This window comes from Roseateles sp. P1_C6 (genome assembly GCF_056406315.1).
Genome location: NZ_JBFUAK010000004.1, coordinates 339,557 through 359,498, shown reverse-complemented (window position 1 = coordinate 359,498; position 19,942 = coordinate 339,557). Strand labels below are relative to the sequence as shown.

Annotated in this window: 22 protein-coding genes; 12 read left to right on the top strand and 10 right to left on the bottom strand. The window is 69.7% G+C overall.

From position 1 onward, the window contains the following. The first annotated feature begins 4 nt into the window (after positions 1-4). From AC1D29_RS10345 to AC1D29_RS10335, 3 genes are all read left to right on the top strand, one after another. Positions 5-778 carry a hypothetical protein gene (locus AC1D29_RS10345; protein WP_477896875.1) on the top strand — a complete coding sequence of 258 codons (774 nt, stop codon included), beginning with the start codon at positions 5-7 and terminating at the stop codon, positions 776-778. A 208-nt stretch (positions 779-986) separates the two neighbouring features. Continuing rightward, positions 987-1,328, top strand: a complete 342-nt coding sequence (locus tag AC1D29_RS10340; RefSeq protein ID WP_477896873.1) for a hypothetical protein — start codon at positions 987-989, stop codon at positions 1,326-1,328. A gap of 105 nt (positions 1,329-1,433) precedes the next feature. Next, positions 1,434-1,781, top strand: coding sequence for a hypothetical protein (locus AC1D29_RS10335; protein ID WP_477896871.1), 348 nt, complete (start codon positions 1,434-1,436; stop codon positions 1,779-1,781). A gap of 12 nt (positions 1,782-1,793) precedes the next feature. Here AC1D29_RS10335 and AC1D29_RS10330 read toward each other — a convergent pair whose 3' ends face one another. Then, positions 1,794-3,203, bottom strand: coding sequence for a wax ester/triacylglycerol synthase family O-acyltransferase (locus AC1D29_RS10330; RefSeq protein WP_477896869.1), 1,410 nt, complete (start codon positions 3,201-3,203; stop codon positions 1,794-1,796). Positions 3,204-3,321: 118 nt separating this feature from the next. On the opposite strand from AC1D29_RS10330, the gene AC1D29_RS10325 reads away from it, so the two are divergent. Then, complete coding sequence (locus AC1D29_RS10325) at positions 3,322-3,573, top strand: acyl-CoA-binding protein (protein ID WP_477896867.1); 252 nt, start codon at positions 3,322-3,324, stop codon at positions 3,571-3,573. Positions 3,574-3,682: 109 nt separating this feature from the next. On the opposite strand, the gene AC1D29_RS10320 is transcribed toward AC1D29_RS10325, so the two are convergent. Beyond that, on the bottom strand, positions 3,683-4,012 hold the full coding sequence (locus AC1D29_RS10320) for a polyhydroxyalkanoic acid system family protein (RefSeq protein WP_477896865.1): 330 nt from the start codon (positions 4,010-4,012) through the stop codon (positions 3,683-3,685). A 132-nt stretch (positions 4,013-4,144) separates the two neighbouring features. Between AC1D29_RS10320 and AC1D29_RS10315 the strand changes: the two genes are divergently transcribed. From AC1D29_RS10315 to AC1D29_RS10300, 4 genes are read left to right on the top strand one after another with little or no spacing between them, the layout of a single operon-like run. Next, positions 4,145-4,912, top strand: a complete 768-nt coding sequence (locus AC1D29_RS10315) for a tetratricopeptide repeat protein (protein WP_477896863.1) — start codon at positions 4,145-4,147, stop codon at positions 4,910-4,912. Positions 4,913-4,922: 10 nt separating this feature from the next. After that, a complete protein-coding gene (locus AC1D29_RS10310; RefSeq protein ID WP_477896861.1) occupies positions 4,923-5,885 on the top strand; it encodes an aldo/keto reductase in 963 nt (320 codons plus the stop codon). Between the two features lie 24 nt (positions 5,886-5,909). After that, on the top strand, positions 5,910-6,590 hold the full coding sequence (locus AC1D29_RS10305) for a hypothetical protein (protein WP_477896859.1): 681 nt from the start codon (positions 5,910-5,912) through the stop codon (positions 6,588-6,590). Next, the gene (locus AC1D29_RS10300) at positions 6,587-7,162 is read left to right on the top strand and encodes a hypothetical protein (RefSeq protein WP_477896857.1); all 576 of its coding nucleotides are present in this window, start codon (positions 6,587-6,589) and stop codon (positions 7,160-7,162) included. The genes AC1D29_RS10305 and AC1D29_RS10300 overlap by 4 nt, the downstream gene beginning before the upstream one ends. Before the next feature lie 7 nt (positions 7,163-7,169). Here the strand turns inward: AC1D29_RS10300 and AC1D29_RS10295 are convergent, their stop codons facing one another. Genes AC1D29_RS10295 through AC1D29_RS10275 form a run of 5 tightly spaced genes read right to left on the bottom strand, consistent with a single transcriptional unit; the run spans position 7,170 to position 12,453 of the window. Beyond that, positions 7,170-7,706 (bottom strand): GNAT family N-acetyltransferase, encoded by a 537-nt coding sequence (locus tag AC1D29_RS10295; protein WP_477896855.1) that lies wholly within the window; start codon positions 7,704-7,706, stop codon positions 7,170-7,172. Continuing rightward, positions 7,672-8,703: an aminopeptidase gene (locus tag AC1D29_RS10290; RefSeq protein WP_477896854.1), complete on the bottom strand. Its 1,032-nt coding sequence runs from the start codon at positions 8,701-8,703 to the stop codon at positions 7,672-7,674. Before AC1D29_RS10290 ends, AC1D29_RS10295 begins: the two co-directional genes overlap by 35 nt. Before the next feature lie 29 nt (positions 8,704-8,732). Next, positions 8,733-10,757, bottom strand: a complete 2,025-nt coding sequence (locus AC1D29_RS10285; RefSeq protein ID WP_477896852.1) for a molybdopterin-containing oxidoreductase family protein — start codon at positions 10,755-10,757, stop codon at positions 8,733-8,735. A gap of 53 nt (positions 10,758-10,810) precedes the next feature. After that, positions 10,811-11,710 (bottom strand): alpha/beta fold hydrolase, encoded by a 900-nt coding sequence (locus AC1D29_RS10280; RefSeq protein ID WP_477896850.1) that lies wholly within the window; start codon positions 11,708-11,710, stop codon positions 10,811-10,813. An 11-nt stretch (positions 11,711-11,721) separates the two neighbouring features. Then, positions 11,722-12,453 carry an SDR family oxidoreductase gene (locus AC1D29_RS10275; protein WP_477896848.1) on the bottom strand — a complete coding sequence of 244 codons (732 nt, stop codon included), beginning with the start codon at positions 12,451-12,453 and terminating at the stop codon, positions 11,722-11,724. A 115-nt stretch (positions 12,454-12,568) separates the two neighbouring features. On the opposite strand from AC1D29_RS10275, the gene AC1D29_RS10270 reads away from it, so the two are divergent. Beyond that, a complete protein-coding gene (locus AC1D29_RS10270; protein ID WP_477896846.1) occupies positions 12,569-13,483 on the top strand; it encodes a LysR family transcriptional regulator in 915 nt (304 codons plus the stop codon). A 1-nt stretch (position 13,484) separates the two neighbouring features. Here the strand turns inward: AC1D29_RS10270 and AC1D29_RS10265 are convergent, their stop codons facing one another. Next, positions 13,485-13,934: a carboxymuconolactone decarboxylase family protein gene (locus tag AC1D29_RS10265; protein ID WP_477896844.1), complete on the bottom strand. Its 450-nt coding sequence runs from the start codon at positions 13,932-13,934 to the stop codon at positions 13,485-13,487. Positions 13,935-14,030: 96 nt separating this feature from the next. Between AC1D29_RS10265 and pdxR the strand changes: the two genes are divergently transcribed. Beyond that, positions 14,031-15,464, top strand: coding sequence for a MocR-like pyridoxine biosynthesis transcription factor PdxR (pdxR, locus tag AC1D29_RS10260; RefSeq protein ID WP_477896842.1), 1,434 nt, complete (start codon positions 14,031-14,033; stop codon positions 15,462-15,464). Here the strand turns inward: pdxR and AC1D29_RS10255 are convergent. Continuing rightward, a complete protein-coding gene (locus AC1D29_RS10255; protein WP_477896840.1) occupies positions 15,461-16,843 on the bottom strand; it encodes a sensor histidine kinase in 1,383 nt (460 codons plus the stop codon). The two genes, pdxR and AC1D29_RS10255, sit on opposite strands and share 4 nt — an antisense overlap. Beyond that, positions 16,840-17,499: a response regulator transcription factor gene (locus tag AC1D29_RS10250; RefSeq protein WP_477896838.1), complete on the bottom strand. Its 660-nt coding sequence runs from the start codon at positions 17,497-17,499 to the stop codon at positions 16,840-16,842. The genes AC1D29_RS10255 and AC1D29_RS10250 overlap by 4 nt, the downstream gene beginning before the upstream one ends. Positions 17,500-17,575: 76 nt before the next feature. Between AC1D29_RS10250 and AC1D29_RS10245 the strand changes: the two genes are divergently transcribed. Together AC1D29_RS10245 and AC1D29_RS10240 are read left to right on the top strand one after the other, a co-directional pair. Further along, complete coding sequence (locus tag AC1D29_RS10245) at positions 17,576-18,814, top strand: ABC transporter substrate-binding protein (protein ID WP_477896836.1); 1,239 nt, start codon at positions 17,576-17,578, stop codon at positions 18,812-18,814. Next, positions 18,811-19,872: an ABC transporter ATP-binding protein gene (locus tag AC1D29_RS10240; RefSeq protein WP_477896834.1), complete on the top strand. Its 1,062-nt coding sequence runs from the start codon at positions 18,811-18,813 to the stop codon at positions 19,870-19,872. Before AC1D29_RS10245 ends, AC1D29_RS10240 begins: the two co-directional genes overlap by 4 nt. Positions 19,873-19,942 lie beyond the last annotated feature (70 nt).

Genomic DNA, 19,942 nt, shown 5'->3' with positions numbered 1-19,942 from the left:
TGTCATGGCCAAGTGGACCGCCTTCCCCTACGACAACAGCGCCTTCGTCTACACGCCGGCCACGCTGAAGAAGCACTGGGCGCGGCTGCATGCCGGCGATGCCGAGCCCTTCCCCAAGGACGCTGCCGTGGTGCAGGCCTGGATCCACTTCCATGCAGGTGACTTCCAGGCCGCCTACGACGCGGGCCTGGCCGCCGGCGGCGCCGGCGTCACGGTCGCCAACAAGGCCCAGGGCATCTACGCCAACTACCTGGAGAAGAAGGAGAAGGTGAAGCTGGAGATGTTCCTGGAGATCGCCGAGCGCGCGGAAGCGCAGCAGGCCGAGGAGCCCAAGAACCCCAACGCCTACTACTGGCAGGCCTACGCCATCGGTCGCTACGGCCAGGGCATCAGCGTCGCCAAGGCGCTGGCGCAAGGGCTGGGCAGCAAGGTCAAGAACGCGCTGGAGACCACCATCACCCTCGCGCCCAAGCATGCCGACGCGCACATTGCGCTGGGCGCCTTCCATGCCGAAGTGATCGACAAGGTCGGCAAGCTGCTGGGTCGCACGCAGGGGGCCGACACGGCCACCGGGTTGAAGATGTTCGAGCAGGCCATCAAGCTCAATCCGACCAGCGCGATCGCGATGATCGAGCGCGCCAACGGCCTGGTCATGCTGGAAGGCGACAAGCGCATGAAGGAGGCCGAGAAGCTCTACGCGGACGCCGCCGCCTGCGACGCGATGGACGCGATGGAGTTGCTGGACATCGAGCTGGCCAAAGAGGAGCTTGAGGAGTGAGCAGGGACCGGGGCCAAGACGTGCGTCTTGACCCGTGCCTTGCGAACCCGCTTCCATGCAGGGAAGCGGTCATAGTTCACGGTCGCGGCGGGCGTTCGTGAACTGCGTCACGCCCTGCCCACCCGTGCTTCCGGGGGTGCAAGCCGGCGCGTCGCGACGTAAGCTTCGTCCCGTCAACCACCCCCCTTCAACGAGACGAGACCGCGCCATGAAGTTCCTGATCCCCGCCCTCGCAGCCGTGACCGCCTTCACCGCCCAGGCCGCCAACAACGCCACGCCTGAGCAAGCCGAGCTGCGCGCCGAGTGCGCCCAGAGCTACAGCGACACCAGCAGCATCGCCACGCCGGTCGCGGCCAACGAGTACCAGTTCGTCTACGCCAACGGCAAGTACAAGGGCGAAGCCAAGCCCGGCAAGCTGCTGCCCTGCACGTCGCAGCAGTACGCCGCCTACCTGGACAACAAGGCTGACCCGGCCAAGGTGATGGCTGCCTACCCGACCGCCGCCGGCCGCCCGACCACGAAGAAGAAGGCCGAGCCCTTCCGCCTCTGATTGTTTCGATTGGTGACCAGACAAGGCGCTCCCCGGAGCGCCTTTTGTTTTTGCGCGCCGGCCGACCTAATGTTGAAAGTCACTGGACTTTCCAAGGAGACCGCCGTGAAAACCCTGCTCACCGCACTCGCCTGCCTCGCCGCCTGCGCCGCCTTCGCGGCGGATGACGCCGACACGGCCAAGGCCCGCTCCGAGCTGCGGGCCGGCTGCGCGCAAAGCCATGCCAGCTTCATCGCCCACCAGCCGGCCGGCAACGCGCCCGAGTACCGTGGCGACAAGCACCCCGGCGACACCCAGTACTACGCCGACGCCAAGCCCTGCAGCGAGGAGCAGTTGGCCGCCTACCTCGACAAGGCCGACCCGTCGCTGGTCATGCGCGCCTACCCCAGCGCCGCGGGCCGCCCCAAGGCCAAGAAGCCTGCGACGCCGGCGTCCAGCCCCGGCATGTCCTGATCAACGCGCGGCTCAGGCCGCGTCGCTGTCCCACGGCATCATCAGCGACAGCATCAGCAGCTTCTCGAACTCCGGCGCGAAGTTGGCAATGATGGCCTCGGGGTCGGGGCACAGGCCCGTGTCGGTGATGAGGCCGAACTGCACGCGGCCGGCATAGGTCAGGATGCTGACGCCCATGCCGATGTCGCCCGACTGCGGCACCCAGAACATCACCTTCTCCACGGTCGCGCCGCAGAACTTCAGCGCCTCGGCCGGGCCGGGCACGTTGGTCATCACGGCCGTTGCCTTCTTGGCGAAGAGGTTCAGCATCGCGTGCTGCACCGGCTTGATCAACAGGCCCGCCACCGACAGCAGCCCGAAGGCCATCACGGGCTGGAAGCTGCCCTTCAGCTCGCTCATGCGCGCCCGCACCGCGAACAGCCGCTCGATGGGGTTGGCGATGCCGATGGGCAGCACCAGCGGCACCAGACCGAAGCGGTTGCCCAGCTGCCAGGCCTGCTCCAGCGGGCGCAGGTTGACCGGCACCATCGCGCGGATTTCCTTGCCCGCCGGGTCCTCGCCCTTGTCGGCCAGATACTTGCCGATGGCGCCGGCCGCGCAGGCCAGCAGCACGTCGTTGATGGACGCGCCCAGCGCCTTGCCCACGGCCTTCACCTCGTCCAGCGCCAGGCTGTCGTCCCAGGCCACGGTCTTCTTCGAACCGGGCTTGCCCTTGAGCCGCGTCGGCGAGTCGTCGGGCATCAGCGCGAAGGCCGCCACGTCGGACACCGCCTGGTAGCCCATGCGGGCCATCTCCATCGACGCGTCCATCGGCGTGCCGGCGGACATCATCGTGTCCACTCCCTTGGACACGCCCTTGCCGGTCAGGCCGATGGCCTTCACCGTCATGTTGCTGATGGGGCGCAGGAAGGCGTCGAGCAGCCAGTCCGGCTCCTCCTCGACCTTGGCCGCACGCTTGGGCGGTGCCTTGCCGCCGTCGGTGATCGACAGCATCACCGCGATCAGCGCGATGCCGTCGGCGATGCAGTGGTGGATGCGGGCGATCAGCGCGCTGGTGCCGTCACCCATGTCCTCGATGAGCTGGAACTGCCACAGCGGGTGGGCCGGGTCCAGCGGCTCGGAACACAACTCGGCCACGCGCTCGCGCAGCACCTCGTCGCGGCTCTGGCCGCGCAGCGGCAGCGGCACCTCGGCGATGACGTGGCGGGCGATGTCGAAGTCGCGGTCCGCCACCCACTGCGCACCCAGCAGTGCATCCTCGACCACTTTCTGCCGAAAGCGCGGGTACTGCAGCAGCCGCTCGGCCACGCGCTCGCGCAGGGCCGCCAACGTGATGCCGGGGCGGATGGACCAGACCCCGACGATCATCATCAGGTTGGCCTCGGTGTCCATGCGCAGCCAGGCGGTATCCACCTTTGACATGCGTTCGCTGCTTGGGCCCAAATCGGTCTCCTCGATGCGTTGTTTTTCGCGGCCTAAACTCATGGGCCTCGGTCGATTGTCATGAGAATCGACGCCCCTGATCAGCCTGGAGAACCCCGTGAGCCTGAAAGACCAATTCGAAGCCGCCGTCGCCGACTCCAAGAACCTGGCCGAGCGGCCCGACAACGCCACGCTGCTGAAGCTGTACGCCCTCTACAAGCAGGGCAGCGCCGGCGACGTGGATGGCAAGCGCCCTGGCTTCACCGACATGGTCGGCCGCGCCAAGTGGGACGCGTGGAACGAGCTCAAGGGCACCGGCACCGACGACGCCCAGCAGCAGTACATCGACCTGATCGAATCGCTGAAGTAGTTTGCCCCTCGCCCAGCCTGGCCGCGTTGAACGCGGGCCGGCTTAGGAGCGGCCCGACGCTCGGCCCAGATCCGATGCCGCGACGCTCTGTGCCATCGAACAACCGGCTTCAAGCCGGTTTTTTCTTGGCCGGCGCCTTCTTCTTGGCACCCGCGGCCAGCAGCGTGTCCAGCTCCTTCTCGATCTCGCCCTCGATGGTTTTCTTGAAGGCGCCCAGCAGGAATCCCAGCTGGGCGACGAGGTCGAAGTGATCGGCGGCGACCGTCAGCTCGCCCTTCACACCGGAGCGCGTGAACGCCACGGTGTCGCCGTCGTCGCCCTCGTGCACCGTGCATTCCATGTCGAACTTCTCTTCGACCTGCTCGGCCCATTTCCAGGCAATCTCTCGCGCGCGCTGAAGGCCCAGCGCGTGGTCTCGGTGGATGCGGATTTCGGCCATCTGCGGCTCTCCTTGTCGGCTGCGATGCACTCTACGCGAGAAGCCTCCGGTCACACCCTCATTCAGCGTTTGCACGGATACTTCGCGCCGCAAAAGTCGGGCATCAAGCCCGCTGCAGCCCAGGGAGGATTCATGCGCCTTGCCGACCACGACCTGTACACCCTCGACCCGCTCGACGCGGGCTTGACGCATTTCCGCGCCGACGAGCCCGACCATGAGCAGGCGGTCTACTGGTTCCGCGTCTCCGCGGACTCGGGCAATGCCGAGGGTTTGGCGCTGCTGGCCTTTTGCCAGCTCGAAGGCCTGGGGCTGCCGCGCGACCCCGTGCAGGCGCGCGAGCGCTTCGAACGTGCCTCCGCCGACGGCAGCCTGACGGCCAAGTTCAACCTCGGCCGCATGCTCGTCGCCGGCTGGGGTGGCCCGGCCGACGCCGCGCGCGGCATTGCCCTGTACACCGCCGCCGCCGCCCAAGGCCATGCGGACGCCACGTTCAATCTCGCCAGTTGCCTGGACGCCGGCTGGGGCTGCCAGGTCGACCGCCTGGCCGCCAAGGCCTTGTTCCTGCGTGCCCGCTCGCTGGGCAGCCGGCTGAAGGCGCCGGGCCTGCGCGTGCGCGAGCGCGAGCTGGACGCCGTGCGCGACCTGGCCCGGCGGCTGGAGCACGGCGACGCGCTGGCCCAGATCATCGAAGAGCGCCAGCACGAGATCGTGCTGGTGCAAGACCTCGCGCACCACCCAGGCCGCAAGCCGCGGCTCAGCGCCCGGCAGCGTCGCCGCCTGCTGCGGCTGGCCAGCCTGACGGCCATCGCCGCGGGCCTGACCGCCGCGCTGGCGGGCTTGTTCGGCTGGCGCAGCGGTCACCCGCTCGCGCATGATGCCGGCCCCACGTCCATTGCCTGACCTTCTCGCGATGACCCGCGCCCTGCCCCTGAACGCCCACCTGATCGACGTCGGCCCGCTCGTCTACGGCTGCATGGCCCTGGGCGGCGACTGGAGCGACGGCCCCATCACCGAGGCCGACGTTGCCCACGCGCATGCCGCCGTCGAGGCCGCGTTGGACATCGGCATCAAGCTGTTCGACCACGCCGACATCTACCGCCGCGGCAAGGCCGAGGCCGTGTTCGGCGAACTGCTCAAGCGCGACGCGGGGCTGCGCGGCAGGATCCGGCTGCAGAGCAAGTGCGGCATCCGCTTCAGCGACGACCACAACCCCGGCCGCTACGACCTCAGCGCCGACTACATCGAAGCCAGCGTCAACGGCATCCTGAAGCGGCTGTCGGTCCAATGCATCGACATCCTGCTGCTGCACCGTCCCGACCCACTGGTGGAACCCGCCGAAGTCGCGCGCGCTTTCGGTCGCTTGAAGGCGGCAGGCAAGGTGGGTCATCTGGGCGTGTCCAACATGCATGCCGGGCAGATGCGCTGGCTGCAGACGGCACTCGCCGAGCCCATTGTCGCCAACCAGTTGGAGCTGAGCCTGGCCAAGCTGGACGCCATCGACGTGGGCACCACCTTCAACGACCCGCAGGCCACGACGCGGCCCGGCGGCATCGGCTGGGCTGGCACGCTGGAGTACGCGCAGCAGCATGGCGTGCAGATCCAGGCCTGGGGGTCGCTGGCGCAGGGGCGGTTCAACGATCCGGCGGCGTCGACCGCGGCGAAGGTGGTGCACGAGATTGCAGAGACTCATCGCACGACGGCCAACGCCGTGCTGCTGGCCTGGCTGCTGCGGCACCCGGCGGGCATTCAACCGGTCATCGGCAGCGGGAATCCCGAGCGGATTCGAGCCTGTGGCGATGCAATGAAGATTCAGCTGAGCCGGGATGAGTGGTATCGGCTGTATGTGGCGGCGCGGGCGCAGGCATTGCCCTGAACACGCCATTTGAGTTCCGTCCCTATGCCAGCAGCATCCCGTGCAACCCCTCCCAGTCGCCACGTTGACGAAGGACGCTACCTGCACGAGCTCGCCGGAGAAGTCTGGGTGCTGTGTATCCGTTGCCAGGCACCCGGCCCGGTGAGCGGAGAACGAAGCGGCTGGCAATGGCATGCGGGCTTTCGATGCAAGGCTTGCGAACTGACGCTGGACTCCACGCGTGGAGATTGGGTTGGTGCGGTGGTGCTGTCAGGCAGACGGTCATGCGGCTACTGCGGCCACCAATGGCTAAGACCGCGGATCAGACAGTCCGGTTGGCCGCGTGAAGTCATCGATGCCGTCGATGTTGAATGCCTTGCTTGCCACCACAGCTCGGCAGTGGTTCTGGAAGCGCAACCGGCGTTCGATGCAACGGGTTGCCACGATCCGCATTTCGGCATGCCGCTGTATTTGGTAGACGCAGGAAGGCACGGACCCGTGTGGGCCTACAACGCCGCCCACCTTCAGATTCTCAAGGGGTATGTCTCAGCGACGCTGCGCGGACGACGCGGCGGCTCTGGCAACGCGTCGCTCCTCTCACGTCTACCGGTCTGGATGAAGGCGGCCAAGAACCGAGACGCGATCATTAAACGGCTCGCACATCTTGAGCGCCGATTGGCCGAAATCAGCCGCTCCACCGCCAGCCTTGAGTCGCCCTGCCCATGAGTGAAACCCTCGCTGTCGTCTATCACTCCGGCACGGTGACGCCATTGGTGCAGAGCCTCAGACATTCGACTTCCTGGTTCGGTGGTCCGCTGGAGCGAGAGGTGACTGGAGAAAACCTTGCCAAGCCTCTGCACCACCTTGCGACCATCCACCTCAGCCATTTCAACGCCCACGGTGCTCCTCGCAGCGTGTGGCAATTGCCATTGGTCCACGGACTGTTCTACGACAGTGGTTTGCTGCGATACGACTTCAAGGACTCGCGAAGCATCAGCATCACATCCGGTGTTTTGGGCGAGCCCACCCCGAACTGGCCCTACCGCGGCTATCCCGAGTTGCTGCCTTTCATTCCAATGGAGGCAGGCATGCCAGTGAAAGAGTCGTGGGAGGCCTTTTGCGAGCGGGCGCCCAACCTTCCCGGCGAGCAACCCAGCGAAATGATCGTGCTGATCCCGCCCCCGGCAGCCATCGGCTTTTCAATGTGGGGCCGAAGCGGCGACGCCGAGGGCGTCACGCTGGTTTTCGAGTGCGATCTGAAAACCCAGGCGGTGACGACCTACAACGTCTGCGGGTAGCGCGACGTCAGTTGGACGGCCGGACCAACGGCTGCCTCGGATGCAGCCTCGCCATCGTCAGCACGTCCTCGTAGACGCCATTGCGCAGCCCATAGGCCTTGAGCCGGCCCTCCAGCTCGAAGCCATGCCGCTCGTACAGCCGTATCGCCCGCGCGTTGTCGTGATAGACCGTCAGCTCGATGCGCAGGATCTGCGCCCAGTTGTCGGCGTAGTCCAGCAGGCCTGCCATCAGCGCCTGGCCGACGCCTTGCCCCTGCGAAGCCTTGGCGACGGTGACGCCCAGCCCCATCGCGTGGCGGCGGCGCACCGACGGGCCGACCGGGTGCAGCCCGGCGAGGCCCACGGGCTTGTCGCCCAGCACGGCGCACAGCACCAGTTCATTGGAGCCCGGCGCCGGCGGGTTCATGCCGGCGATGCGCTGGGTCCACATCTCCTCACTGGCGAACGGCAGCTGCAGCGTGCCGCCAAAGACTTCGGGGTCGCCGAACTGTTCGGCGATGGCAGCGGCGTCAGCGGGTTTGACGCGGCGCAGGGTCAGCTTCATCAACAAGGCCTCCATCAAGGCCTTTCAATGTAGCTCGGCGCTCCTCGCGCGACAGCGGCCTCAGCCGCTCGACGGCGGCGTGAAACTTCACCCAGTCGCGCCCCTCGCGCTCGAACAGCCGCACGAAGGCCGGCACCAGGTCGTCGTAGGCGGCGAGGATGGCGAAGTTGGCGTTGTTGGCGCGCTGGAACCAGGCTTCGTAGCCCGGCGCCTCCCTGGGCGCGCGCTCGCGCAGCTCGGCCATGACGGCGGCCTTGGCCTCTGGACGCGCGTCGGCCGGGCCGGCGTAGACGGCCTTGAGCCGCGCTCGCCCCTCACGTGCCAGCGCCAGGAAGCGGGCCCGCCGCGCGCGGCCCGACTCGAACGCGGCCAGCGCGTCGGGCTTGGCGGCCAGCCATTCACGCGCACCCAGCAGCTCCACCGCGCTGGCATAGGCCTCGTTGAAGCCGGTGTCGTCGCCGGCATAGACGCGCTGGTGGGCCAGCTCGTGGAAGATCATCGCCGCCAGCTCGCCCTCGGGGTAGCGGATGAAGGTGTTCAGCAGCGGGTCGCCGCCCAGCCAGCGGCTCCAGCCCAGCGTGGAGTAGGCGGGGATGGGTTGCACCTGCACCTCCCAGCCCTCGGCCTTCAGCGCATCCGCGCGCTTCCTGGCCTCGTCGAGGTTGAACCAGCCCTGGTAACCGGCGCAGCCCATGATGGGGTAGCACCAGGTCTTGAGCTCGAAGCCGAACTCCGGCGCAGCGACAACGTTCCAGACCACCGCCGTGCGGCCGAGGTCGGCATAGCGGCGGTAGCTGTTGTTGTCGGGCAGCGCCAGGCGCGCACTGGCGAAGTCGCGCATCTGCTGCGACAGCCGCAGCCGCTCGACCAGGTCGTTCGGCGTCGTGGGGTCGGCCAGCCAGTCGTCCACCGGCTTGGCCGCGCGCACGATGGCCAGGTGCCCGCCGGCGGCCTGGCCCCAGTGGCCGACGGCGCCGCAGCCGCTCAGTGCGAGCACAGCAGCGGCAACAAGCAACCCGCGCCGGATCAAGCCGCTTCCACCTCGACAAGGCAGTCGTAGAACGCCGGCGCGTTGCCCATGTCCGTCAGGCGCTGGTGCGTGACCTCGTTGACGTTGGTGCCCTGCGCGCCCAGCTTGCGCCACCACATGCCCAGGCCGTTGACGACGCCGGGCCGCGCGCGCTTGCTGACCTTGAGCTTGGCGACGTATCGGCCCCGGTCGTTGAAGGCCGACACCAGCGCGCCGTCGGCCAGGCCGCGCGCGGCGGCGTCGTCGGCGTGCATCTCGATCAACGGCTCGCCTTCGATGTCGCGCAGGCTCTTCACGTTGACGAAGCTGGAGTTCAGGAAGTTGCGCGCCGGCGGCGAGATCATGGCCAGCGGGAAGCGCGCGGCCAGCTCGGGCGAGGCCTGGGCGCTTTCGTAGTTGGGCACGTAGTCGGCGCCGGCGGCCTGCGCACGGCCGTTGGGCGTGCGGAAGCCACCGTGGGCAAACGGCGCCTCGGCGATGGGCAGCGGCTGCCAGCCCTGCTCGCGCAGCAGGGCCATGTCGATGTCGGCCGTGAAGGCCTGGGCCGCCAGCTGCTCGTCGCTGTCGCTGAAGGCCGGGTCCGTCAGGCCCATCGCCGCGGCCAGCTCGCGGAAGATCTGCGTGTTGGCCTTGGCCTCGCCCAGCGGTTGCACAGCGGGCTGGTTCATCAGCACGTCGGTGTGGCCGTAGGACGTGTGCACGTCCAGGTGCTCCAGCTGCGTCGTGGCCGGCAGCACGTAGTCGGCCAGGTCGGCCGTGTCGGTCATGAAGTGCTCCAGCACGACGGTGAACAGGTCCTCGCGCTGGAAGCCCTTCACGACCTTGGGCGACTCGGGCGCCACCGCCACCGGGTTGCTGTTGTAGACGATCAGCGCTTCGATCTTCGGGCCGAACTCGGGCGAGGCCGGCGCCAGCAGTGCGTCGCCGATGGTGCTCATGTTGACCATGCGCGGGTTGCGTCCGGCCAGCAGGTCCGGGCGTTCCAGGTTGGCGTTCTTGAACGGCGCATTCCAGCCCGAAGCCGACAGCAGCACGCCGCCGCTCTGGTGCCGCCATGCGCCGGTCAGGCAGGGCAGCAGCGCGATCAGGCGCACGGCATTGCCGCCGCCGCGCACGCGCTGCAGGCCGTAGTTCATGCGGATGGCGGCGGGCGCTTTTGTGACATCCCTGTCGGCGTAGTCGCGCGCCAGCTGGCGCACCTCATCGGCGCTGATGCCGCAGGTCGCGGCGACGCGCTCCGGCGGCCAGGCCAGCGCCTTCTCGCGCAGCTCGTTCCAGCCGTCCACATGGCGTTCGATGTAGTCGCGGTCCAGCCAGTCGTTGGCGATCAGCTCATGCATCAGCCCCAGCGCCAGCGCGCCATCGGTGCCGGGCAGCACGGCGATGTGCTGGTGGCATTTGTCGGCCGTCTCGGTCTTGCGCGGGTCGATGCAGATGAGCTTGGCGCCTTCGCGCTTGGCCTGGTTGGCATAGGTCCAGAAATGCAGGTTGGACGCGATGGAGTTGCTGCCCCAGATGATGATGAGCTTGGCGCCCGCGAAATGGCGCGTGTGCATGCCCAGCTTGTGGCCGTAGGTGGCCGCGAGGCCCGCGCCACCGGCGGAGGCGCAGATGGTGCGGTCCAGTCGCGCGGCGCCCAGCGCGTTCCACAGGCGCCCGGCCATGGCCTCGCCCTGGATCAGGCCCATGGTGCCGGCATAGCTGTAGGGCTGGATGGCCTGCGGGTCGGCAATCGCTTTCAGCCGCGCGGCGATGTCGGCGATGGCCTCGGCCCAGCTGACCTGCACAAAGGCCGGTGCCTCGGTCTTCTTGCTGACGCGTTTCAGCGGGTGCAGCAGGCGGTCGGCGTGGTAAGTCCGCTCCGGGTAGCGCGAGACCTTGGTGCACAGCGCGCCGTGGGTGTTGGGGTGGTCGGCGCGGCCCTGCACCTTGATGACGCGTTCGTTCTCGACGGTGACCTGCATGGCGCAGGTGTCGGGGCAGTCGTGGGGGCAGGCGCCGAAGACGGTGCGGGTGGTCATGGCAATCGCGAGGTCAGTGGATGCCGCGATTGTCGCCACCCGCACCGCAGCGATCACTTGCGGTTCAGGAAGTCCACCAGGCGCGGCATGGTTTGCGCGGGGGCCTCCTCCATCAGCCAGTGGCCGGCGCCCGGGATGACCACGCCTTCGACCTGGGCGCTGACCAGCTTCGCCTGCTCGATGAGGAAGCTGCCCGACGCCTTCTCGCCGGTCAGCACCAGCATGGGCTGCCGCAGCTTCCCCTGGGCGAAGCCGGCAAAGTCGGCCGCGTCCTGCTCGAAGGCCTTGAAGTAGCCGAAGCCCGCCTTCATGCCGCCCGGCTGCGCATAGGCCGCCGCGTAGAACCGGCGGTCGGCTTCGGACAGCGAGCGCGTCCTGTCAGCCGCGAAGTCATTCCAGAAGTGCTCGAAGTAGATGCGCTCGCGGCCGGCCACCAGTTGCAGCGCGGTCTCGCCATGGAAGTGGAAGTGCCACAGGTCGCGCAGCAGCCAGACGTTCTTCCAGTCGCCCACGCCGGGCAGGAAGGCGTCCATCAGCACCACGCTCTCGACCTCGTCGGGGAACTGCGCCGCATAGGCGTAGGCCACCATCAGGCCGATGTCATGGCCCACGACCTTGACCTTGCGGTGGCCCAGGCTTTGAACAAGCGCGTGCACGTCCTGCGCCAGCGTCTTCTTGTCGTAACTGCCCTCGGGCTTGGCGGAGCCACCGGCGCCGCGCAGGTCCGGTGCGATGACGACGCGGCGGTCGGCCAACTGGTCCATCAACGGCCGCCACATGCGGCTGGTCTCGGCGTAGCCGTGCAGCAGCACGACGGGCGTCTCGGCACCGGCGCCGGCTTGCAGGTAGTGCAGTTGCACGCCGTTGGCGGTGGCATGGCGGTCTTCGATGGTGGCGGCGTGAACGCCGGCGGCGAACAGCACGGCGGCCAGGGCGGCAATGAATCGCTTCATGGTGGTTCTCCTCAGAGTTGGCTCATGCCGCCGTCGACGATGATTTCCGTGCCGACGATGAAGGCGGACTCCGGCGCGGCCAGGTGCAGCACCGTGGCGGCGATCTCGTCCGGCGTGCCGAATCGGCCCAGCGGCACCTGGCTCTGGATCTGCGCGGCGACGGTCTTCAGCGTCTCGACATCGAAACCCAGCTTGCCGTACAGCGGCGTCTCGACCGGGCCGGGGCTGATGACGTTGACGCGCGCGCCCTGCGGCAGAAGCTCGGCCGACAGCGTCTTGGCCAGCGAGATCAGCGCGGCCTTGCTGGCGGCGTAGATGGCCGAGTTGGGCATGCCGATGTGGGCGTTGATGGAGCCGTTCAGCACGATGGACGCACCCTTGGCCAGCACCGGGCGCAGCGCCTGGATCAGGAAGAAGGCGCCCTTGGCATTGGTGTTGAACGTGCGGTCCCACAGGTCTTCGCTCGCGTCGGCCAGCGACGCGAACTCGGCGATGCCGGCGTTGACGAAGACGGCATCCAGCGTGCGGCCGGCGGCGGCCAGGTGCGCGCCCAGGGCCTTGGCGCCCAGCACGTCGGACGCATCCAGCGCCACCAGCTCGAAGCCTTCGGCGGCGTGCTGCTTGCCCGGGCGGGCGGTGACGATGACGTGAGCGCCCTCGGCCTTGAAGGCGCGGGCGGCGGCCAGGCCGATGCCGGAGGTGCCACCGGTGACGAGGACGGTCTTGTTCGTGAAGCGGGACATGATGGTTTCCTTGCGGTGAGTGCGCGGCGGGTTTGCCGTGGACTCGATACTCGGATTCACCATCCCTTTTGACGTCCGGCCGCGTTGGCCGACTCGTGCAAGGCTTTCGAACATCATGCTCAGCGACGACGAGATCCAGTTGATGGAAGCCATCCGCGAGAGCGGCAGCCTGTCGCGCGCCGCGGCCAGCCTGGGCAAGGCGCCGTCCACCGTGTCGTACACGCTGCGCCAGATCGAGACCCGCTTCGACGCGCTGCTGTTCGACCGCCGCCGCTACCGGCTGCAGCTGACCGCCGCCGGTGCGCTGCTGGTGCGCGAGGCCGCGCGGCTGCGCGACGACATGCAGCGCCTGACGCGCCGCGTCACGCAGGTGGCCAAGGGCTGGGAGGACCGGCTGTGGATCGTCACCGACGAGCTGATCGCGTTCGAGAGCCTGGTGCCGGTCATCCAGGACTTCGACGCGCTGGCCTCGGGCGTCAGCCTGCGCATCACGCACGAGGTGCTGGGCGGCACCTGGGAGGCGCTGGCCGAGGGCCGCGCCGACCTGGTGATCGGCGCGACCAACGAGCCGCCCGCGCTGGCCGGCGTGCAGTGGCGCGAGCTGGGCGCGCTGAGCTGGGTCTATGCGGTGTCGCCGCGCCACCCGCTGGCCAAGGCCAAGGGGCCGCTGACGACCGAGCAGATGCAGGCGCACCGCGCCGTCGTCGTGGCCGACAGCTCACGCCGCGGCGATGGCCGTGCCTACGGGCACAGCGCCGGCCAGACGACGCTGGCCGTGCCCAGCATGACCGCCAAGATCGACGCCCAGCGCGCGGGCCTGGGCGTGGGCTGGCTGCCCGAGGCGCGCGTGGCCTCGCTGCTGCAGCGGGGCGAGCTGGTGGCCAAGCCCGTCACCGTGCCGCGCGAGCCCAACACGCTGTACCTGGGCTGGCGCGCCGGCGACGGCCGGGCGCTGGCCTGGTGGCTGGAGGCCTTGAACGAGCCGCGGCTGCGCGACCGGCTCGTCAACGGCGTGGACCGCTACGCCTGAATCACTTCTCTTCGGGCAGCTGGCTGCGAAAGCCAATGGCGAAGCGGTTCCAGGCGTTGATGGTGACGATGGCCAGCGTCAGGTTGACCAGCTCGGCCTCGCTGAACTCGGCCCTGGCCAGCGCGTAGTCGGCGTCGCTGGCGTGGCCTTGCGTGACCAGTGTCAGCGCCTCGGTCCAGGCCAGCGCCGCCTGCTCGCGCGGCGTGAAGAGCGTCGTCTCGCGCCAGGCCGGCAGCACGTGCAGGCGGCGCTCGCTCTCGCCAGCCTTGCGGGCGTCGCGGCTGTGCATGTCCAGGCAGAAGGCGCAGCCATTGAGCTGCGAGGCGCGCATCTTCACCAGCTCCAGCAGGCTGGGCTCCAGGCCCAGCTTGGTGACGCTGCCTTCCAAGGTCAGCATGGCCTTGATGGCGGCGGGCGAGGCGCTGTAGAAGTCGATGCGGGGGGTGCTCATGAGATGCTCCGGTGGGTGGTGTTGGGGTGAGGGAATGTTGAATCCCACACGCCAACCAGAGCAGTCCAATCCCGACCATTTCGACCAGTCCACCGGATGGATCTCCACATCGTCATCGACCCCGCTCAGCCGCGCGGCGAACAGCTGCTGCGCCAGCTGCGCGGCCTGATCCGCAGCGGGCGGCTGGCCACCGGCGCGCAGCTGCCGCCCACGCGGCTGCTGGCCGAGCAGCTGGGCCTGGCGCGCCAGACCGTGGCCGAGGCCTACGAGCGGCTGACGCTGGAGCAGCTCATCGAAGCCCGGCGCGGTCGCGGCAGCTTCGTGCGCGCGCTGCCGGCCGCGGAAGCCGAGCGGCCCGCGGCCACCGCCGTCAGCCTCGCCAGCGCCGCGCGCATCGCCGCCTTCCAGGCCCTGCCCGTGCCGCTGCTGCGCTTTGCCGACAGCCCGCTGGCGCGCTGGGACTTCATCGGCGGCTCGCCGGAGCCGGCGCTGTTCCCGCACGAGGACTGGCGCCGCCACCTGCACGCGGCCCAGCGTTCTCTGGGCCAGGGCGTGGCGCACGCGCCGCCCGCCGGCCACCTCGCGCTGCGCGAGGCCATCGCCGAACACCTGGCCTACGCCCGCGGCGTGCGCTGCACGGCCGCCGACGTCATCGTCACGCAGGGTGCGCAGCAGGCCTTCGACCTGCTGGTGCGCGTGCTCGTCGGGCCGGGCGACACGGCGGCCATCGAGTCGCCGGGCTACCCGCCGGTCATCGCGCTGCTGCAGGCGCAGGGCGCGCACATCGTGCCGGTGCCGGTGGACGCACAAGGGCTGGTGGCGGAGGCGCTGCCGCCCGAGGCCAAGCTGGTCTACACGACGCCGGCCCACCAGTTCCCGCTGGGCGTGGCGATGAGCGCGGCACGGCGGCGCGCGCTGCTGGGCTGGGCGGCGCGCACCGGCGCCGTCGTCATCGAGGACGACTACGACAGCGAGTTCCGCTTCGAAGGCCAGCCGCGCGACAGCCTGCAGGGGCTGGACACGGGCGGCCGCGTCGCCTTCGTCGGCAGCTTCTCCAAGACGCTGGCGCCGTCGCTGCGGCTGGGCTACGTCATCGCGCCGCCGGCGCTGCGCGAAGCGCTGCTGCATGCCAAGCACCTGGCCGACGTGCACGGCCCCAGCCTGTTGCAGCACGCGCTTGCGCGCTTCATGGCCGAGGGCCACTACCGCAAGCACCTGCGCCGCTGCGTGGCCGAGTACGCACGCCGGCGTGAGCGGCTGATGGCGGGCTTTGCCGGCACGCTGGCGCCCTGGCTGACGCTGCTGCCCGCGGAGGCCGGCTTTCACCAGGCCGCGCTGTTCAAGCCCGGTGCCGCCATCGACGCCCATCAGCTCGCGGCGCTGGCGCGGCGGGTGGATGTGGGGCTGTACCCGCTGCAGGCATTTGCGGCGGGTCAGGAGGGCCTGCTGATGGGCTTTGGCCGCGTCGCGCCCGAAGGCGTCGACGAGGCGCTGGCGCGCATGGCCGAGCTGCTGAAGACGGCCGGCTAGGCCGCTGGCAACGTCAGCCGGGCGATGCAGCCGTGCGGTGCGGCGGACAGCAGCTCGGCACTGCCGCCGTGGTGCTCCACGATCTCGCGCACGATGGCCAGGCCCAGGCCGCAGCCCTCGCCGCGCGTACTGCCGCGCACGAAGCGCTCGAAGGCCCGCCCGCGCAGCTCGGGCGCGAGGCCCGGTCCGTTGTCCTCGACGTCGATCCACACGTCGTCGCCCGCGCGCCGCAGCCGCACCGTGATGGCCGCACCGCGGCCGGCGTAGTGCACCGCGTTGTCGATCAGGTTGACCAGCGCCTCGCGCAGCAGCAGCTCGACGCCCTGCACGGTGATTGCCTCGTCGGCGACGTCGGCGCCCAGGTCGCAGCCGGCCGCCAGCGCGCGCGGCACCCAGTCGGCCGTCGTCTCCCGCACGAGCCGGCCGCAGTCCACCGCGGCCCAGCCCTGGGTCGCCGCGGCCTCGGGCTCGGCGCGCGCCAGCACCAGCAGCTGAGACACCAGCCGCGCGCCGCGCACGGCGCTCTCATGCACGCGGGCCAGGCGCTGGCGCAGCGCGGGTTCGGTGGTCGCGTCCAGCGCCAGCTCGGTCTGGCTCTTCAGGCCGGCCAGCGGCGTGCGCAACTGGTGGGCCGCGTCGCTGATGAAGCGGCGCTGCGTCGCCAGGCTTTGCTGCACCTGGCCCAGCAACTCGTTGACGGCGCCGGCCAGGGCGCCCACCTCGGGCGGCGCGGCCTGCAGCTGAACGGGGTCCAGCGCGTCGGCGCGCCGGCCCTCCATCTGGCGCTGCAGCTCGGCCAGCGGCTTCAGGCCGCGGCGGATACCGGCCCAGACCCCCATGCTCATCAACCCGATCAGCAGCGACAGCGGCAGCGCCGTGTCCAGCAGCATGCGCCGTGCCAGCAGCTCACGCGGCGCGCTGGCGCGGGCGATCTGCACGCGCAGCGTCGAGTCGGCCGCGCCGGCGGCGCCCAGGTGCAGGTCCAGCGACACGACACGCATCGGCTCGGGCACGGTGGCGTCGAAGAACACCGGCGCGTCCAGCGCCGGCACGCCCGGCGGCGGCGGCAGGCGCGCGTCGCCCAGCAGCAACTGGCCCGGCGGCGAGCTGACCGCGTACATGACGCGGTCCTCGGGGTCGGCGGCCAGGATGTCCTGCGCCGAGCGCGGCAGGTCCACGAACAGGCCGCTGGCCGTGGGCTTGATCTGCCGGGCCAGCGCGCGGGCGGCCTGCAGCAGGCTGGCGTCGACCAGTTCGTCGGCATGGCGGCTGGCCACGCGGTAGGCGCCGAAGGCCGCCACCAGCCACAGCACGATCTGCGGCAGCAGCAGCCACAGCAGCAGTTGCCGGTGCAGCGAGCGGCCGGCCGGCTTGCTCACGGCGACGCGGTGGCTTCGAGCAGATAGCCCAGCCCGCGCACGGTGCGCACCGCCAGGCCCGAACCTTCGAGCTTCTTGCGCAGGCGGTGGATGTAGACCTCCAGCGAGCCACCATCGTCACTGCCCCAGGCCTCGGCGATCTGCGCCTTGGTGACGACGCGGTCGCGCTCGGCCAGCAGCAGGTCCAGCAGCGTCCATTCGCGCGGGCTCAGCTCGACGGGCTCGCCACCGATGCTGGCGCGCCGCGCGGCGCGGTCCAGCGTCAGGCCACGCAGCTGTTGCGCGGCACCGGCCGGCCGGCCGCGGCGCATCAGCGCATGCAGGCGCGCCTCCAGCTCCGGGAAGTCGAAGGGCTTGGTCAGGTAGTCGTCGGCCCCGGCTTGCAGGCCGGCCACGCGGTGCTCCAGCGCGTCCAGCGCGGTCAGCACGAGGATGGGCAGCGTGCGCCCGGCCTCGCGCACGCGCTTGAGCACGGTCAGCCCGTCCACCATGGGCAGGCCCAGGTCCAGGATGGCGACGTCGAAGTCCTGCTTGCGCAGCAGGTACTCGGCGACAGCGCCGTTCTCGGCCCACTCGACCTTGAACGACGCGTTAAGCAACTGCTGCTGCAGCGCATCGGCCAGCAGGGCGTCGTCTTCGGCGAGCAGCAGGTTCATGGCCCCGGACTTTAGTCGGCGACGCCTCATGGTTAATACGATATTAAGTTTATTAACTATCGGTAATGATGCCGGCATGCTCCGCGCGCGCACCCTCGCCCCTGCGCTGCTCTGCGCCCTGGGCGCGGCGCAGGCCGGGCCGCAGGCGGACGTCGTCCACTGGTGGACCTCGCCCGGCGAGACGGCGGCCATGCATGCGCTGGCCGACGCCTACCGCGCGGCCGGCGGCCAGTGGCGCGACCTGGCGGTGGTCGCGTCCGAGCAGGCGCGGGCGGCCGTCACGGAGCGCATCACCGCCGGCAACCCGCCCACGGCGGCGCAGTTCAACCCGTCGCAGCCGTTTCTGCGCCTGGCGCGCCAGGGCCGGCTCAACGCGCTGGACGACGTCGCGGCCGAGGGCCGCTGGGCCGAGGTGCTGCCGGCCGTGCTGCTGGACGCCGTGCGCGTGGACGGCCACATCTACGCCGCGCCCATCAGCGTCCACATGCCGGCCTGGCTGTGGAGCTCCAAGGCCGCGCTGGCCAAAGCCGGCGTCAAGCAGGAGCCGCGCAGCGTCGATGAACTCTTCACCACGCTGGACAGGCTGCAGACGGCCGGCCTGGTGCCGCTGGCCCACGGCGGGGAGCCCTGGCAGGACCTGAACCTGTTTGCCGCGATGCTGGCCAACCAGGGCGGGCGCGAGCTCTACCTCGCCGTGCTGCGCGACCGTGACGCCACGGCGCTGCAGGGCGACCCACTGCGCCAGGTGCTCGTCAACTACAAGCGGCTGCGCCGTTATGTGGACGCCGCCTCGCCCGGCCGCAACTGGCATGACACGACCGCGCTGCTGATCAGCGGCCGCGCCGGGCTGCAGTTCATGGGTGACTGGGTCAAGGGCGAGTTCACGGCCGCCGGCCAGCTGCCCGGCCGCGACTACGGCTGCACGCCGGGCCTGAGCCCGCGCTCGCCCTACATCGTTGACGGTGACGTGCTGGTCTTCCCCAAGAGCAAGGACGGCGCCGCGCTGCCGGCCCAGCGGCTGCTGGCCCGCGTCGCGACGGCGCCGGCCACGCAGCTGGCCTTCAGCGCCCGCAAGGGCTCGGTGCCCGTGCGCACCGACGTCGACACCCGCACACTCGACGCCTGCGCTCAAGCAGGTGCGGCCGCGCTGCGCGATGCCGGCCGCTTGGTGGGCAACACCGAGATGCTGCTGGCACCCGCCGAGCTGAGCGCGCTGGAACGTGTCGTCAGCGACTACTGGAACCGAGACATCCCGGTCGAGAGGGCGCAGCAACAGCTGGCCCTGACCTTGCAGAACAACAGGAGACTCCCTTGACCCGCGTCCACATCCAGGATCTGAGCATCCGCTTCGGCAACCACGAGGTCATCAAAGGCCTCGACCTCGACGTCAACAGCGGCGAGTTCCTCGTGCTGCTGGGCCCTTCGGGCTGCGGCAAGTCCACGCTGCTGCACACCATTGCCGGGCTGAACCAGGTCAGCGGCGGCAGCATCCACATCGGCGAGCAGGACATGACCCGCGCTGAGCCCAGCCAGCGCGGCGTGGGCATGGTGTTTCAGAGCTATGCGCTGTACCCGACGATGACGGTGAAGGAGAACCTGGCCTTCCCGCTGAAGATGGCCAAGACGCCCAAGGCCGAGCTGGAGAAACGCGTGGCCGCCGCGGCCGACATGCTGCAGCTGACGGCCCTGCTGGAGCGCAAGCCCGGCCAGCTGTCCGGCGGCCAGCGCCAGCGCGTCGCCATCGGCCGCGCGGTGGTGCGCGAAGCCAAGGTGCTGCTGCTGGACGAGCCGCTGTCCAACCTCGACGCCAAGCTGCGCACCGACCTGCGCCGCGAGCTCAAGCTGCTGCACAGCCGCCTGGGCAACACGATGATCTACGTGACCCATGACCAGGTCGAGGCGATGACACTGGCCACGCGCATCGTCGTCATGCACCAGGGCGTCATCCAGCAGATCGGCACGCCGGCCGAGGTGTACGAGAAGCCGAGGAACCTGCGCGTGGCGGGCTTCGTCGGGTCGCCGGCCATCAACCGCATCGAGGGCCAGGTCGGCGAGGGCGGTGTGTTCGCGTCGCCCGCGTTCAGTGTGCCGCTGCCCGCCGTGCTCGCGTCACGGCCTCAGAGCGAGGTGCTGACGCTGGCCATCCGGCCGGAGAACGTGCGCGTGGGCGCCGGCGAAGCCTTCGAGGCCGAGGTGCAGTTGGTTGAGCCGCTGGGCAACCAGCATGTCGTCTGGCTGAGCTGCGCGGGCAGCACCGTGTCGGCCGTGCTGCCGGGGCAGCCCGAGGTGCAGGAAGGCGCCAAGGTCAGGTTTGGCTTTGATGCGGGCAAGACGATGTGGTTCGACGCCGCCGGGGACCGCGTCGAGGCCTGACCAGCGCCCCCCAAGGTCAACAGGGCCAGGGCCTTATAGGGGTGCCGGCCGGTCGCGGCCGCTCATAGCA

Bases quoted from the DNA above. Each gene is read 5' to 3' on its own strand.
- AC1D29_RS10345 (WP_477896875.1), top strand. From the start codon at position 5: ATGGCCAAGTGGACCGCCTTCCCCTACGACAACAGCGCCTTCGTCTAC.
- AC1D29_RS10340 (WP_477896873.1), top strand. From the start codon at position 987: ATGAAGTTCCTGATCCCCGCCCTCGCAGCCGTGACCGCCTTCACCGCC.
- AC1D29_RS10330 (WP_477896869.1), bottom strand. From the start codon at position 3,203: ATGTCAAAGGTGGATACCGCCTGGCTGCGCATGGACACCGAGGCCAAC.
- AC1D29_RS10320 (WP_477896865.1), bottom strand. From the start codon at position 4,012: ATGGCCGAAATCCGCATCCACCGAGACCACGCGCTGGGCCTTCAGCGC.
- AC1D29_RS10315 (WP_477896863.1), top strand. From the start codon at position 4,145: ATGCGCCTTGCCGACCACGACCTGTACACCCTCGACCCGCTCGACGCG.
- AC1D29_RS10310 (WP_477896861.1), top strand. From the start codon at position 4,923: ATGACCCGCGCCCTGCCCCTGAACGCCCACCTGATCGACGTCGGCCCG.
- AC1D29_RS10305 (WP_477896859.1), top strand. From the start codon at position 5,910: ATGCCAGCAGCATCCCGTGCAACCCCTCCCAGTCGCCACGTTGACGAA.
- AC1D29_RS10300 (WP_477896857.1), top strand. From the start codon at position 6,587: ATGAGTGAAACCCTCGCTGTCGTCTATCACTCCGGCACGGTGACGCCA.
- AC1D29_RS10295 (WP_477896855.1), bottom strand. From the start codon at position 7,706: ATGAAGCTGACCCTGCGCCGCGTCAAACCCGCTGACGCCGCTGCCATC.
- AC1D29_RS10285 (WP_477896852.1), bottom strand. From the start codon at position 10,757: ATGACCACCCGCACCGTCTTCGGCGCCTGCCCCCACGACTGCCCCGAC.
- AC1D29_RS10280 (WP_477896850.1), bottom strand. From the start codon at position 11,710: ATGAAGCGATTCATTGCCGCCCTGGCCGCCGTGCTGTTCGCCGCCGGC.
- AC1D29_RS10275 (WP_477896848.1), bottom strand. From the start codon at position 12,453: ATGTCCCGCTTCACGAACAAGACCGTCCTCGTCACCGGTGGCACCTCC.
- AC1D29_RS10270 (WP_477896846.1), top strand. From the start codon at position 12,569: ATGCTCAGCGACGACGAGATCCAGTTGATGGAAGCCATCCGCGAGAGC.
- AC1D29_RS10265 (WP_477896844.1), bottom strand. From the start codon at position 13,934: ATGAGCACCCCCCGCATCGACTTCTACAGCGCCTCGCCCGCCGCCATC.
- pdxR (WP_477896842.1), top strand. From the start codon at position 14,031: ATGGATCTCCACATCGTCATCGACCCCGCTCAGCCGCGCGGCGAACAG.
- AC1D29_RS10250 (WP_477896838.1), bottom strand. From the start codon at position 17,499: ATGAACCTGCTGCTCGCCGAAGACGACGCCCTGCTGGCCGATGCGCTG.
- AC1D29_RS10245 (WP_477896836.1), top strand. From the start codon at position 17,576: ATGCTCCGCGCGCGCACCCTCGCCCCTGCGCTGCTCTGCGCCCTGGGC.